This is a genomic window from Kitasatospora sp. NPDC127067 (genome assembly GCF_042724755.1).
In the GTDB taxonomy this organism is placed as follows: domain Bacteria; phylum Actinomycetota; class Actinomycetes; order Streptomycetales; family Streptomycetaceae; genus Kitasatospora; species Kitasatospora lactacystinica.
Window position 1 is genome coordinate 12758 of sequence record NZ_JBHXEM010000007.1, and the last position, 12287, is coordinate 25044.

12 protein-coding genes are annotated in these 12287 nt (G+C 73.8%); 5 read left to right on the forward strand and 7 right to left on the reverse strand.

The annotated features are described in order from the left end of the window. Positions 1 to 55: 55 nt before the first annotated feature. On the reverse strand, positions 56 to 340 hold the full coding sequence (locus ACFWJ4_RS04815; RefSeq protein WP_380539197.1) for a DUF6011 domain-containing protein: 285 nt from the start codon (positions 338 to 340) through the stop codon (positions 56 to 58). Positions 341 to 400: 60 nt separating this feature from the next. On the opposite strand from ACFWJ4_RS04815, the gene ACFWJ4_RS04820 reads away from it, so the two are divergent. Then, positions 401 to 1168 carry a TetR/AcrR family transcriptional regulator gene (locus ACFWJ4_RS04820; RefSeq protein WP_380539200.1) on the forward strand — a complete coding sequence of 256 codons (768 nt, stop codon included), beginning with the start codon at positions 401 to 403 and terminating at the stop codon, positions 1166 to 1168. On the opposite strand, the gene ACFWJ4_RS04825 is transcribed toward ACFWJ4_RS04820, so the two are convergent. After that, positions 1152 to 1553 carry a helix-turn-helix domain-containing protein gene (locus tag ACFWJ4_RS04825; protein WP_359899842.1) on the reverse strand — a complete coding sequence of 134 codons (402 nt, stop codon included), beginning with the start codon at positions 1551 to 1553 and terminating at the stop codon, positions 1152 to 1154. The two genes, ACFWJ4_RS04820 and ACFWJ4_RS04825, sit on opposite strands and share 17 nt — an antisense overlap. A 101-nt stretch (positions 1554 to 1654) precedes the next feature. Here ACFWJ4_RS04825 and ACFWJ4_RS04830 point away from each other — a divergent pair, with 101 nt between their 5' ends. Together ACFWJ4_RS04830 and rarD are read left to right on the forward strand one after the other, a co-directional pair. Further along, positions 1655 to 2503, forward strand: coding sequence for an SDR family oxidoreductase (locus tag ACFWJ4_RS04830; protein WP_380539203.1), 849 nt, complete (start codon positions 1655 to 1657; stop codon positions 2501 to 2503). Positions 2504 to 2668: 165 nt separating this feature from the next. Continuing rightward, entirely contained in the window at positions 2669 to 3637 is a 969-nt protein-coding gene (gene rarD, locus ACFWJ4_RS04835) for an EamA family transporter RarD (protein ID WP_380539206.1), read from the forward strand. On the opposite strand, the gene ACFWJ4_RS04840 is transcribed toward rarD, so the two are convergent. The 3 genes from ACFWJ4_RS04840 to ACFWJ4_RS04850 are packed head-to-tail and all read right to left on the reverse strand — an operon-like array spanning position 3627 to position 6852. Then, positions 3627 to 4520 carry an ABC transporter permease gene (locus ACFWJ4_RS04840; protein WP_380539209.1) on the reverse strand — a complete coding sequence of 298 codons (894 nt, stop codon included), beginning with the start codon at positions 4518 to 4520 and terminating at the stop codon, positions 3627 to 3629. The two genes, rarD and ACFWJ4_RS04840, sit on opposite strands and share 11 nt — an antisense overlap. After that, positions 4507 to 5601: an ABC transporter ATP-binding protein gene (locus ACFWJ4_RS04845; RefSeq protein WP_380539212.1), complete on the reverse strand. Its 1095-nt coding sequence runs from the start codon at positions 5599 to 5601 to the stop codon at positions 4507 to 4509. The genes ACFWJ4_RS04840 and ACFWJ4_RS04845 overlap by 14 nt, the downstream gene beginning before the upstream one ends. Positions 5602 to 5604: 3 nt before the next feature. After that, complete coding sequence (locus tag ACFWJ4_RS04850) at positions 5605 to 6852, reverse strand: outer membrane lipoprotein carrier protein LolA (protein WP_380539215.1); 1248 nt, start codon at positions 6850 to 6852, stop codon at positions 5605 to 5607. A gap of 183 nt (positions 6853 to 7035) precedes the next feature. On the opposite strand from ACFWJ4_RS04850, the gene ACFWJ4_RS04855 reads away from it, so the two are divergent. Together ACFWJ4_RS04855 and ACFWJ4_RS04860 are read left to right on the forward strand one after the other, a co-directional pair. Beyond that, on the forward strand, positions 7036 to 9624 hold the full coding sequence (locus tag ACFWJ4_RS04855) for a bifunctional FO biosynthesis protein CofGH (protein WP_380353996.1): 2589 nt from the start codon (positions 7036 to 7038) through the stop codon (positions 9622 to 9624). 161 nt (positions 9625 to 9785) lie between these two features. Then, entirely contained in the window at positions 9786 to 10901 is a 1116-nt protein-coding gene (locus ACFWJ4_RS04860; RefSeq protein ID WP_380539218.1) for an ADP-ribosylglycohydrolase family protein, read from the forward strand. A 107-nt stretch (positions 10902 to 11008) separates the two neighbouring features. Here the strand turns inward: ACFWJ4_RS04860 and ACFWJ4_RS04865 are convergent, their stop codons facing one another. Both ACFWJ4_RS04865 and ACFWJ4_RS04870 read right to left on the reverse strand, forming a co-directional pair. After that, entirely contained in the window at positions 11009 to 11224 is a 216-nt protein-coding gene (locus tag ACFWJ4_RS04865) for a DUF397 domain-containing protein (protein ID WP_359899826.1), read from the reverse strand. After that, positions 11221 to 12084 carry a helix-turn-helix transcriptional regulator gene (locus ACFWJ4_RS04870; protein ID WP_359899824.1) on the reverse strand — a complete coding sequence of 288 codons (864 nt, stop codon included), beginning with the start codon at positions 12082 to 12084 and terminating at the stop codon, positions 11221 to 11223. Before ACFWJ4_RS04870 ends, ACFWJ4_RS04865 begins: the two co-directional genes overlap by 4 nt. Positions 12085 to 12287 lie beyond the last annotated feature (203 nt).

The following is a 12287-nucleotide window of genomic DNA, read 5'->3' on the forward strand; positions in this document are numbered from 1 at the left end:
GTTGAGGCGAGGTCTGAGGCCAGGTCTGAGACGAGGCCTGAGGCCGGGGCCGGCCCTAACCCATTCCCGGCAGCGGTTCCTGGTCGACGTCGAACCGCGCGACCCGCTCCGCCGGGTCCCGGCACTCCGGTCCCAGCCGCAGCATCCGCGACTCGGGGTCGTGCAGCGGCCGGTGGCAGCGGCGGCAGGTCACCCGCGGGCGGAGGGTCTGCGCGGTGTCCGTCCCGGGAAGCGGCTCGGGGCCGGACGCGCCGGACGCGCGGGTCGGACCGGTCGAGCCGGGCAGGCCGGACGTGCCGGGCAGGCCGGTCGCGCCGGGAGGGTTGGTCGGGCTGGTCATGCTGAGACGGTAGCCGCCCACGCCGTCAAGGCCCCTGCCGGTGCGTGAAACGATGGCCCCATGGCGAGCGACCGCAGCAGCGCAGGAGACCCGGCACGCACCCTCGCCCTGCTCTGGGGGCTCACCGCCGAGGACAAGCCCGGCCGGCGCGGGCCCCGGCAGGCGCGCTCGACCGGTGAGATCGCCACCACCGCGATCGCCCTCGCCGACGCCGAAGGAGCGGACGCCGTCACCATGCGCCGGGTCGCGCAGGAGCTGGGGCTCTCCCCGATGGCGCTCTACACCTACGTGCCCGGCAAGGCCGAGCTGCTCGACCTGATGCTGGACACCGTCTACGCCACGATGCCCCGCAGCACCCCCGCCGACGAGGGCTGGCGCTCCCGGGTCACCGCCGTCGCGGACGACAACCGGGCGCTGCACCGCGCCCACCCGTGGGTCGCCGCCGTCTCCACCAGCCGTCCGCCGCTGGGGCCCGGCCTGATGGCCAAGTACGAGTACGAGCTGCGCGCCTTCGAGGGCACCGGGCTCTCCGACGTCGACCTGGACGCCGCGCTGACCCACCTGCTCGGCTTCGTCCAGACCTGCGCCCGGATGGCCGCCGACGAGCGCGCCGCCCGGCAGGACAGCGCGATGACCGACGCGCAGTGGTGGGCGGCCAACGCCGGGCTGCTCGCCCGGGTCTTCGACCCCGAGCGCTATCCGGTCGCCGCCCGGGTGGGTGCCGCGGCCGGTGCGGCGCACGGCGGCGCGTACAGCCCGGACCACGCCTACGCCTTCGGTCTGGCCCGGGTCCTGGACGGGCTCGACGCCCTCATCGCGGGGCGGTAGCCCGCCCGTCGTACTCCTGGCGGGCCGTCTCGACCTCCGGCACCCGCCGCTCCGACCAGTGCGCCAGCGCCGCGACCAGCTCCGCCGCCTCCCGCCCCAGCGGGGTGAGGCTGTAGTCGACCCGCGGCGGGATCACCGGGTGGGCCTCGCGCAGCACGAAGCCGTCCCGCTCCAGCGTCTGGAGGGTCTGGGCGAGCATCTTCTCGCTGACCCCGGTGACCTTGCGGCGCAGTTCGCTGAACCGGTAGCCGCGCTCGTTCAGCGCGCCCAGCACCAGCACGCCCCAGCGGCTGGTGACGTGCTCCAGCACGCCCCGGGACGGGCACATCCGGTCGAAGACGTCGGCGGGGGGCAGTCCGCCGGCCTTCAGCTCGCTTACCTTCATGTCAGTACCCTACTTTGAAGTACGTACTTTCGAAAGGTTAGTGCCACCCCTAGGGTGAGTTTCGAGGCCAGAACCCCGTAGCAACCCCTGAGGAGCACACCATGTACGTCGTCACCGGTGCCACCGGCCAGCTCGGCCGTCTCGTCGTCGAGGGCCTGCTGGCCGAGGTCCCCGCGAGCGAGGTGGCCGTCGCCGTCCGCTCCGCCGAGAAGGCCGCCGACCTGGCCGCCCGCGGCGTGACCGTCCGGGTGGTCGACTACGACAAGCCGGAGACCCTGGCCGGCGCCTTCGCCGAGGGCGACCGGGTGCTGCTGATCTCGGGCAGCGAGGTCGGCCGCCGGATCCCGCAGCACCGGGCCGTGGTGGAGGCCGCCAAGGCCGCCGGGGTCGCGCTGCTCGCCTACACCAGCATCCCGGGGGCGGCCACCTTCCGGCTGGCCGACGAGCACAAGGCGACCGAGGAGCTGATCCTCGCCTCCGGCCTGCCGCACGCCTTCCTGCGCAACGGCTGGTACACCGAGAACTACCTGGGCGACGCGGCCGGCACGGTGGCGCGCGGCGTGGTGCTCGGCAGCGCCGGGCAGGGCCGGGTCGCCACCGCCCCGCGCGCGGACTACGCGGCCGCGGCGGTCGCCGTCCTGGTCGGCGAGGGGCACCGGGGCGAGGTGTACGAGCTGAGCGGCGACGCCGCCTGGAGCCTGCCCGAGCTGGCCGCCGAGCTGGCGAAGGCCTCCGGCCGGCCGGTCGAGCACCGGGACGTCACCCCGGCCGAGCACCTGGACGCGCTGGTCGGCGCGGGCCTGCCGCAGGGCTTCGCCGAGGCCCTGGTGGACGTGGACGCGGGCATCGCGCGCGGCGAGCTGGCCGGCACCCCGGGCGACCTGGCCCGGCTGATCGGCCGTCCGACCGTCCCGCTGGCCGAGTCCGTCCGCGCGGCCCTGAACTCCTGAGGCGCCGCGGGCCGGGACCGCCGAGCCGCCGCTCCGGGCCCCGGAGCGGCGGAGCCGTCCGACCTACGAGCAATGTCATGACCAAAATCCGGAAACGGAGATGACAGCCTGCCCTCCCGCCCGCTACCGTCGCCTCGACACACGCGCGCGGGAAGGCACTCGGCCATGGCGGGAACAGACCAGCAGGACTACGGCCGGGGCCTCTGGTCCGGCGTCGCCGCCTACGGCATCTGGGGGCTCTTCCCGCTGTTCTGGCCGCTGCTGGAACCGGGTGCCGCCGACGACATCCTGGCCAACCGGATGGTCTGGTCCCTGGTCGCGGTCGTCCTGCTGCTGATCGCCCAGCGGCACTGGGGCTGGATACGCCCGCTGCTGCGCCAGCCCCGCCGGCTCGCCATGCTGGCCGGCGCGGCCGCCGTGATCTCGGTCAACTGGGGCGTCTACATCTGGGCCGTCAACGCCGGGCACGTGGTCGAGACCAGCCTCGGCTACTTCATCAACCCCCTGGTCACCATCGCCTTCGGCGTCCTGGTGCTCAAGGAGCGGCTGCGCACCGCGCAGTGGACCGCGGTGGGCATCGGCGCCGCCGCCGTCGCGGTGCTGGCCGTCGCGTACGGGCAGCTGCCCTGGATCGCGCTCACCCTGGCGCTCTCCTTCGCGACCTACGGCCTGCTGAAGAAGCAGGTCGGGCTGAGCGGGCTGGAGAGCCTGGCCGCCGAGAGCGCCTTCATGTTCCCGTTCGCCCTCGGCTACCTGGTCCACCTGGAGGTCAGCGGGCGCGGCACCTTCGGGCACACGGTGGCCGGCTCGTACGGCTGGGGGCACTCCGGGCTGCTGATGCTCAGCGGGGTGATCACCGCGATCCCGCTGCTGCTCTTCGGCGCGGCCGCCGTCCGGGTGCCGCTGACCGTGCTCGGGCTGCTGCAGTACCTGGCGCCGGTGTTCCAGTTCCTGATCGGCGTCGCGGTGTTCCACGAGTCCATGCCGCCCGCCCGCTGGGCCGGCTTCGGCCTGGTCTGGGCCGCGCTCGCGCTGCTGACCTGGGACGCGCTGCGCCAGGTGCGGGCCGACCGCGCGGTGCGGGCCGCGGCACGGCCGCAGCCCGCACCCGCCGAGGCGGCCGTCACACGCTGATGTCCCGGCTGGTGAAGCGGGACCAGGCCGCCGAGCCGAACACGGCGACGTAGGCGGCCTGGAGGCCGAGGTCCTTCAGCACGCCGTCCCAGTACATCGGCGCCCGCAGCAGGTCCGCGAAGCTCAGCCAGTAGTGGGAGAACAGGAACGGGCTGACGGCGTGCAGCTGCGGGAAGACGTCCAGGATCTGGACGGTGACCACCAGCCCGACGGTGGCGGCCATCGCCGCGATGCCGCTGCCGGTGAGGGTGGAGACGAACAGCCCGATCGCCACCAGCCCGGCCAGCGAGGCCGCGACCACCAGGGCCACCAGCAGCGCGCGCAGCAGCGCGTCGCCGAGGCCGATGGTGTCCCCGGAGAGCAGCGTGACCCGGCCGAGCGGGAAGAGCGCGGCGCCCGCGGCCAGCGCCGTCACCGCGACCGTCGCCGTGGCGGCCGCGCAGAACACCAGCCCGGCGGTGAACTTGGCGGCCAGCAGCCTGGTCCGCCCCGCCGGGGCGACCAGCAGGTAGCGCAGCGTCCCGGCGGCCGCCTCGCCCGCCACCGAGTCCCCGGCGATCACGCCGACCGTCATCGGCAGGAAGACCGGCAGCGCCACCGCGAGCGCGGTGAAGACCAGGAAGAGCCCGTTCTGCGTGGTCTGCGCGATGAAGCTCGGACCGCCGCCGCCCTCGTGCGGACTGTCCGTGTTGAGCTTGACCACCACCCCGATCAGGATCGGCAGTGCCGCCAGGATGCCCAGCAGCACCTTGGTGCGCATCCGGCGGAAGGTCAGGTGCAGCTCGCTGCGGAACAGCGCCAGGAACCCGGCCGCCGTCCGCGGCCGGCGGCCGGTGCCGGTCGGCGGCGCCCCGGCCCGCGACAGTGCCTCAGCCCGCGACATCGAAGCCCTCCCCGGTCAGCGCCACGAAGGCGTCCTCCAACGTGCCCCGCTCCAGCCCGAAGCCGTGCACCCGCACCCCGGCCTCGACCAGCGCCGCGCACAGCCTGGGCAGCGCCTCCTCGCCCAGGACGCCCGGCTCGCCGTCCACCCGGTCCTCGCCCGGCACCAGGGCGGTGACCCGGTGGGCCGCCAGCACCTCCGCGGCCCGCGCCACGTCCGGGGTCCGGACCACCAGCCGGCCCTGCGCCCGGGCGGCCAGCTCGGCGACGGTGCCCTGCACCACCAGCCGGCCCCGGGACATCACCGCGGCGTGGGTGCAGACCTGCTCGATCTCGTCCAGCAGGTGCGAGGAGAGGAACACCGTGGTGCCCTCCGCCGCGACCTCCCGGACCAGCGTCCGGATCTCCCGCATGCCCTGCGGGTCCAGCCCGTTGGTCGGCTCGTCCAGCACCAGCAGTTCGCGCGGCTGCAGCAGTGCGGAGGCCAGGCCCAGGCGCTGCTTCATGCCCAGTGAGTACGCGCGGGCCTTCTTGCCCGCCGCGGCGCTCAGGCCGACCCGCTCCAGTGCCGCCTCGACCCGCTGCCGGCGGGTGCGCGGGTCGGCGGTCGGGTCGGCGGCGTCGAAGCGCACCAGGTTGTCCCGGCCGGAGAGGAAGCCGTACAGGGCCGGGCCCTCGATCAGCGCGCCCACCCGGGGCAGCACGGTGGCGACGGACTGCGGCATCGGCTCGCCGAGGACGCTGGCCGCGCCCGAGGTGGGGGCGATCAGGCCCATCAGCATCCGGATGGTGGTGGTCTTGCCGGAGCCGTTGGGGCCCAGGAAGCCGAAGACGGACCCGCGCGGCACGGCCAGGTCCAGGCCGTCCACGGCGAGCTGGCCGCCGCGGAAGCGCTTGGTCAGGCCGCGGGTCCGGATGACGTCGTCGGCGGCCTCACGCGAGGCCGGGGCGGCCGGGGAGGCGGCGGAGACGGGGGAGGAGGCGGGGGAAGCGGATGGGACGGGCGCGGGGGCCGGACGCGGCACCGCGCCCGTACCCCCGGCCGACTCCGTAACGTCCCCCGTTACGGGAGCCTTGGTCATCCGTCAGTTCACCCCGGCGGCGTGCTGGAGGACCGGCAGGGTCACCGCGCCGGCCAGGACCCGGCCGTCGTCGGTGAGCAGGACGTTGAGCACCTTGGTGCTCACCAGGGTGCCGCCGGCGACCGGCTTGCCGAGCGACTTCACCATCGCCTGCGGGTTCAGCGACTGCGCCGCCCCGTTCCCGCGGCCGCCGTGCTTGCCGCCCTTGGCGTCGCCCTTCGGTGCCCCGTCCACCGCGTCGGGCAGCCGGGTGGAGACGACCGTCGTCCAGCCCTCGCCGATCACGTCGACGCCCTCGGGCGCCCCGGTGCCGCGGTGCTCCCGGGCGTCGCCCGGCGCGCCCTTGGCCACGTCCCCGGCCTTCTGCTCCGTCACCTTGGCGCCCTTGGGGGCGGAGAAGTCGAAGGTCTTGTCGGCCGGCTTGGCGAAGGACACCTGGGTGAAGCGGACGTTCAGCACGGTGCTGCCGTCCACGGACTTCACCGCCACCGCCAGCGGCACCCCGTTGTCGGCGGCCACCGCGATCCGGACCTCGGCCAGCGTCGAACCGGACTGGGTGGGCTTCACGCTCAACTCGTAGGCGTTCTGCCCGGCCACCTTGGCCGTCCCGGCGACGGTCACCGAGGTGGTGCCGGCGCTCCCGGTCAGGAACTGCTTCGCGGCCTCCTGCGGGGTGGTCGGCAGCTCGGACAGCGGCGCCTTGCCGTGCTGCTCGGCGGCCGCCCGCCCGGTCATGTGCACCGCGGAGTTGGACGAGCTGTCCCAGGCCCAGGCCTGGTCGCCGTTGCGGACCAGGGTGTAGCCGGCCATGTTCTCCAGCACGTCCACCCGCTGGCGGTCCGGGCCGTCCACCGCGACCCGCAGCGTCTGGTCCCCGCCGAGCAGGCCGAGCAGCTTGGACTGCGGGTCCGCGGTGGAGCCCCGGCCGTCACCGCCGTGCCCGCCGACCGCCCCGCCGAGGCCGCCGGCCGCGCCGAGCAGCTGGCCGGGCACCCCGAGGTCGGTGCTGATCGACACCGTCCCGGACAGCGTCCGGGTCTCCGACCCGAGCACCTTGGCGACCAGTTGCTCCGACGTCAGCGTCGGCAGGTCGGGTGCGCCGTCGGCGGCCAGCGCCGGGACCAGCCCCACCCCTGCGGCGATCACCGCGACCACCGCCACCGGCACCCCGGCGCGCATCAGGACGCGTCGCCGGGAGCGGTACGGCGCACCGCCGTCCAGATCGTCCCCCGCCGCCTTCTCGTTGGTCATGGCGTCCTCAACTCCTCCGCGAACACGTGTGATTGGCCTTGCCCGTCCATTAGAGGCCGCCGCGGCGCCGCCGTCATCGCCCTTTGGGGCCAGATCGGGTTGACCTTCTTGGGTACGCCGACCCTGAGGCGGCCTCAGGGTTGTCTCCACCCGCGGTACCACCGCCTGGCGTAGGGTCGCGCCATGGACGGAACCGCCATGGACGCCAGCACCCCGCCGACCGAGAACGCGATGCGCCGAGCCCTGCGCCGCGCCCGGGACGGCGTCGCCCTCGACACGACCGAGGCCGCCGTGCTGCTCCAGGCCAGAGGCGACGACCTGCTGGACCTCTGTACGAGTGCCGCCAGGGTCCGGGACGCGGGCCTCGAAGCCGCCGGCCGTCCAGGCGTCATCACCTACTCCAAGAGCGTCTTCATCCCGCTCACCCGGCTCTGCCGCGACAAGTGCCACTACTGCACCTTCGTCACCGTCCCCGGCCGGCTGCGCCGGGAGGGCCACGGGATGTACATGTCCCCGGACGAGGTGCTGGACGTGGCCCGCCGGGGCGCCGAACTCGGCTGCAAGGAAGCCCTGATCACGCTCGGCGACAAGCCCGAGGACCGCTGGCCGGAGGCCCGCGAGTGGCTGGACGCGCACGGCTACGACGACACCATCGCCTATGTGCGCGCCATGTCGATCCGCATCCTGGAGGAGACCGGCCTGCTGCCGCACCTCAACCCCGGGGTGCTGAGCTGGACGGACTTCCAGCGGCTCAAGCCCGTCTCCGCCTCCATGGGCATGATGCTGGAGACCACCGCCACCCGGCTGTGGAGCGAGCCCGGCGGCCCGCACCACGGTTCCCCGGACAAGGAGCCGGCCGTCCGGCTGCGGGTGCTGGAGGACGCCGGGCGCAGCTCCGTCCCGTTCACCAGCGGCCTGCTGATCGGCATCGGCGAGACGTACCAGGAGCGCGCCGAGTCGCTGTTCGCGCTGCGCAAGGTCTCCCGCGCCTACCACGGCGTCCAGGAACTGATCCTGCAGAACTTCCGGGCCAAGCCGGACACCGCGATGCGCGGCATGCCGGACGCCGAACTGGACGAACTGGTGGCCACGGTGGCGGTGGCCCGGCACCTGATGGGCCCGGCCGCCTGCCTCCAGGCCCCGCCCAACCTGGTGGACGGCGAGTACGAGCGGCTGATCGCGGCCGGCATCGACGACTGGGGCGGGGTCTCCCCGCTCACCCCGGACCACGTCAACCCCGAGCGCCCCTGGCCGCAGATCGAGCGGCTGGCCGAGCGCTCGGCGGCGGCCGGCTTCGAACTGCGCGAGCGCCTCGCCGTCTACCCCGAGTACGTGCGCCGCGGCGAACCCTGGCTGGACCCGCGGGTGCTGCCGCACGTCCGCGCCCTGGCCGACCCGGCCACCGGCCTGGCCGACCCGGACGCGGTGGTCCGCGGCCTGCCCTGGCAGGAGCCCGAGGACCTGCCGGAGTCGTACGGCCGCACCGACCTGCACGCCACCATCGACACCGAGGGCCGCACCGGCGACCGCCGGGCCGACTTCGAGGACGTGTACGGCGACTGGGAGGTGCTGCGCGAGCAGGTGCTCGCGAAGGGCGCGCCCGAGCGCCTCGCCGGAGACCTGCGGGAGGCCCTCGCGGTGGCCGCCGACGACCCGACCGGACTGACCGACGACCAGGCGCTGGCCCTGTTCCACGCGGACGGCCCGGCCCTGGACGCGCTCTGCCGGATCGCCGACGACGTCCGCCGCGACACGGTCGGGGAGGACGTCACCTACTGCGTCACCCGGAACATCAACTTCACCAACGTCTGCTACACCGGCTGCCGCTTCTGCGCCTTCGCCCAGCGCCGCACCGACGCGGACGCCTACACCCTCTCCCTGGAGCAGGTCGCCGACCGGGCCGCGCAGGCCTGGGAGGTGGGCGCCACCGAGGTCTGCATGCAGGGCGGCATCCACCCGGACCTGCCCGGCACCGCCTACTTCGACATCGCCCGCGCGGTGAAGGAGCGGGTGCCCGGCATCCACGTGCACGCCTTCTCGCCCATGGAGGTCGTCAACGGCGCGACCCGCACCGGGCTGTCGATCCGGGACTGGCTGCAGCGGGCCAAGGAGTCGGGCCTGGACAGCATCCCCGGCACCGCCGCCGAGATCCTGGACGACGAGGTCCGCTGGGTGCTCACCAAGGGCAAACTGCCGGCCGCCACCTGGGTCGAGGTGGTCACCACCGCGCACGAACTGGGCCTGCGCTCCTCGTCCACGATGATGTACGGGCACGTGGACACCCCCCAGCACTGGCTCGGCCACCTGCGGCTGCTCGCCGGGATCCAGCAACGGACGGGCGGCTTCACCGAGTTCGTGACCCTGCCGTTCATCCACACCAACGCGCCCGTCTACCTGGCCGGCATCGCCCGGCCCGGCCCGAGCGCCCGGGACAACCGCGCGGTGGTCGCGATGGCCCGGCTGCTGCTGCACCCGCACATCCCCAACATCCAGACCAGCTGGGTCAAGCTGGGCGCCGAGGGCGCGGCCGAGATGCTCCGCTCGGGCGCCAACGACCTCGGCGGCACGCTGATGGAGGAGACCATCTCGCGGATGGCCGGCTCGGCGTACGGCAGCTACAAGTCGGTGCGCGACCTCCAGGCGATCGCCGAGGCCGCGGGCCGCCCGCACCGCCAGCGCACCACCACCTACGGCGAGGTGCCGGCCGAGCGGCGGGCCGCGGCGCTGGCCTCGGACGGGCACCTGCCGGAGCTGCTGCCGGTGCTGGACTGAGACCCGTGCCGTCCCGGCCGCCGCCCGCACGGCGGCCGGGACGGGGGCACCGAACTCCCGGGGAGGGGCCGATTCGATCGGCTCTTCGAATACAGTGCCAGGGCGCGCACCCGGCCGAGCGACGCGCGGACCCCGCACCCGAGGAAAGGCGCCCCGTCGTGATGCCACTGTGGTCACGCGCCCAGCAGCAGGACTACCGCAGCCGGGTGCGGGGCTGTCTGCTCGGCGGTGCCGTCGGGGACGCGCTCGGCGCCGGCGTCGAGTTCGAGTCGCTGGAGAAGATCCGGGCCCAGCACGGCCCGCAGGGCGTCACCGGCTACGTCCCCGCGTACGGGCGCACCGGCGCCGTCACCGACGACACCCAGCTCAGCCTCTTCACCGTCGACGGGCTGATCCGCGCCCACATCCGGCGCGACACCGGCAGCTGGCACCCGCCCACCGACCTGCACCTGGCCTACCTGCGCTGGGCCGCCACCCAGCGCGACTGGGGCCCCGACGAGCGCCGCCCCGACCTCGGCTGGCTCGGCCGCGAGGAGTGGCTCTACGCCCAGCGCGCCCCCGGACAGGGCTGCCTGTCGGGCCTCAGCGGGGCCCACGCCGAGCGGCTCGGCACCCTGGAGGTCCCCAAGAACCCGCACTCCAAGGCCTGCGGCACGGTGGTGCGGGCGGCGCCCTTCGGGCTGCTCACCACCTGGGAGCCGGGCCTGGTGTTCCAACTCGCGGTGGAGTGCTCGGTGCTCACCCACGGCCACCCCACCGGATACCTCGCGGCGGGCGCGTTCGCGGTGATCGTCCAGTCCGTCGCCCGCGGCGGCACCCTGGAGGAGGGCGTCCACCTGGCGCTCGCCCTGCTCTCCGAGCGGCCGGCGCACGAGGAGACCACCGCCGCGCTGCGGGCCGCCCTGGACGCGGTGCGGGCCGGCGAGCCGTCCGCCGACCGGGTCGAGGCGCTGGGGGAGGGCTGGGTGGCCGAGGAGGCGCTGGCGATCGGCGTCTACTGCGCCCTGGTCGCCCACGACGTGCGCTCGGGCCTGCTGCTCGCGGTCAACCACTCCGGGGACAGCGACTCCACCGGCGCGATCTGCGGCAACCTGCTCGGGGCGCTGCACGGAGACACCGCGCTGCCGCCGGGCCTGCTGGCCGGGCTGGAAGGGCGCGGGGCGATCCTCGAACTCGCCGACGACTTCGTGCTGGAGCTGGTGCACGGCACCGAACTGCACGACCGGCGGACCCCGGAGGGCGCCAACTGGGCCACCCGCTACCCGGTGACGGGCTGAGCGACCCGGGACCCCGGAACGGGAGTTGCCCGTAGCGCCGGCCGCCGCCGAGGGGCGACGGCCACCGCTACGGGCAACTGGTCCGAGTGCGGAACCGGGCGGGAGGGTCAGTCCGGGAGGCCGCCGAAGGCGCCGTCCCCCACCGCCGAGGCGAAGGCGTTCCAGGCATCGGCCGAGAAGCGCAGCTGGGGCCCCCGGGGGTCCTTGGAGTCCCGGACGGCCACCTCCCCCGCGCCTGGGACGGCGATCTCCACGCAGGCGCCTTGGCCCCCGCTGTGACTGCTCTTGCGCCAACGGGTTCCGTACTCGGACGGGGTGATCATTCGTGGAATTCCTTCTCGATGTCGGCTATCAGCGACCGGCTCTCCGCGACACCGAGTGCGGCCGCTCTCAGGTAGTCGTACAGACCGGTATAGCGGCGCACGTCCGCCTCCTTCTCCAGGTACAGATCGCTCGTCACACCTTCGAAGTAGACAACTGTGGAATCGGCTGACTCCGGGAACTCCAGCAGCGAGAATGTCCCGGTCATGCCGGGATGGGCGCCGTGCGAGAACGGGATCACCTGGATGGTGATGTTCGCGCGCTGGCTGAGCTCCAGCATCTGCTGCAACTGCTGGGCCATCACGGCCTTGCTGCCGACCTCGCGGCGCAGCACCGCCTCGTCTATGACGGTCCACAGGCTGCCCAGCTGGTTCTCGCCGTGGATGCGCTCCTGGCGCTTCATCCGGACCTGCACCCGGCGCTGCACGGCGACCGCGTCGGTGTCCGGCTGGGTGCCCTCGACCACGGCCTGGGCGTAGTGCTCGGTCTGCAGCAGGCCGGGGACGAAGGAGGACTCGTACGCGCGGATCGAGGAGGCCTCGGCCTCCAGTCCGATGTAGACGCTGTACGGGGTCGGCATGTCGTTGAAGTCGTGCCACCATCCGCGCTGGCGCGACTCCTTGGCCATCTCCATCAGGCTGGCGCGCAGCTGGTCGTCGGGCACGTTGTAGACGTCGCAGAGGTCGCGCACATCGCGCTGGCTGATGCTGCGGCGGCCGTTCTCCAGCCGGCTGATCTTCGACTGGGAGACCATCAGCCGGCCGGCGACCTCCTCGGCCGTCATGCCCAGGCCCTCGCGGAGCTTGCGCAGCTCCGAACCGAGGCGCCGGCGGCGCACGGTGGGATTGACGTTGGCGGACACTTCGACCTCCGGCCGGACCTCTGGTGCTCGTTGGAGCGGCAGCCCTCGGAACACTTCGGACATTGGGACCAACCCCCCTGACTTGGAGCAGCATGTCACCTTGGGCCAGGTCGGCGCCGGGGAATCACAGCAGCGCGGTAGCACAGATCATCGGAAAAGCACTTCCGCGAGACAGCGAAAGCCCCCAGGTGGTAATGCGGCTC

Excerpts from the sequence above, each read along its gene's own strand:
- ACFWJ4_RS04840 (WP_380539209.1), bottom strand. The coding sequence starts at position 4,520 with ATGTCGCGGGCTGAGGCACTGTCGCGGGCCGGGGCGCCGCCGACCGGC.
- ACFWJ4_RS04820 (WP_380539200.1), top strand. The coding sequence starts at position 401 with ATGGCGAGCGACCGCAGCAGCGCAGGAGACCCGGCACGCACCCTCGCC.
- ACFWJ4_RS04815 (WP_380539197.1), bottom strand. The coding sequence starts at position 340 with ATGACCAGCCCGACCAACCCTCCCGGCGCGACCGGCCTGCCCGGCACG.
- ACFWJ4_RS04845 (WP_380539212.1), bottom strand. The coding sequence starts at position 5,601 with ATGACCAAGGCTCCCGTAACGGGGGACGTTACGGAGTCGGCCGGGGGT.
- ACFWJ4_RS04850 (WP_380539215.1), bottom strand. The coding sequence starts at position 6,852 with ATGACCAACGAGAAGGCGGCGGGGGACGATCTGGACGGCGGTGCGCCG.
- ACFWJ4_RS04860 (WP_380539218.1), top strand. The coding sequence starts at position 9,786 with ATGCCACTGTGGTCACGCGCCCAGCAGCAGGACTACCGCAGCCGGGTG.
- rarD (WP_380539206.1), top strand. The coding sequence starts at position 2,669 with ATGGCGGGAACAGACCAGCAGGACTACGGCCGGGGCCTCTGGTCCGGC.
- ACFWJ4_RS04865 (WP_359899826.1), bottom strand. The coding sequence starts at position 11,224 with ATGATCACCCCGTCCGAGTACGGAACCCGTTGGCGCAAGAGCAGTCAC.
- ACFWJ4_RS04825 (WP_359899842.1), bottom strand. The coding sequence starts at position 1,553 with ATGAAGGTAAGCGAGCTGAAGGCCGGCGGACTGCCCCCCGCCGACGTC.
- ACFWJ4_RS04855 (WP_380353996.1), top strand. The coding sequence starts at position 7,036 with ATGGACGGAACCGCCATGGACGCCAGCACCCCGCCGACCGAGAACGCG.
- ACFWJ4_RS04830 (WP_380539203.1), top strand. The coding sequence starts at position 1,655 with ATGTACGTCGTCACCGGTGCCACCGGCCAGCTCGGCCGTCTCGTCGTC.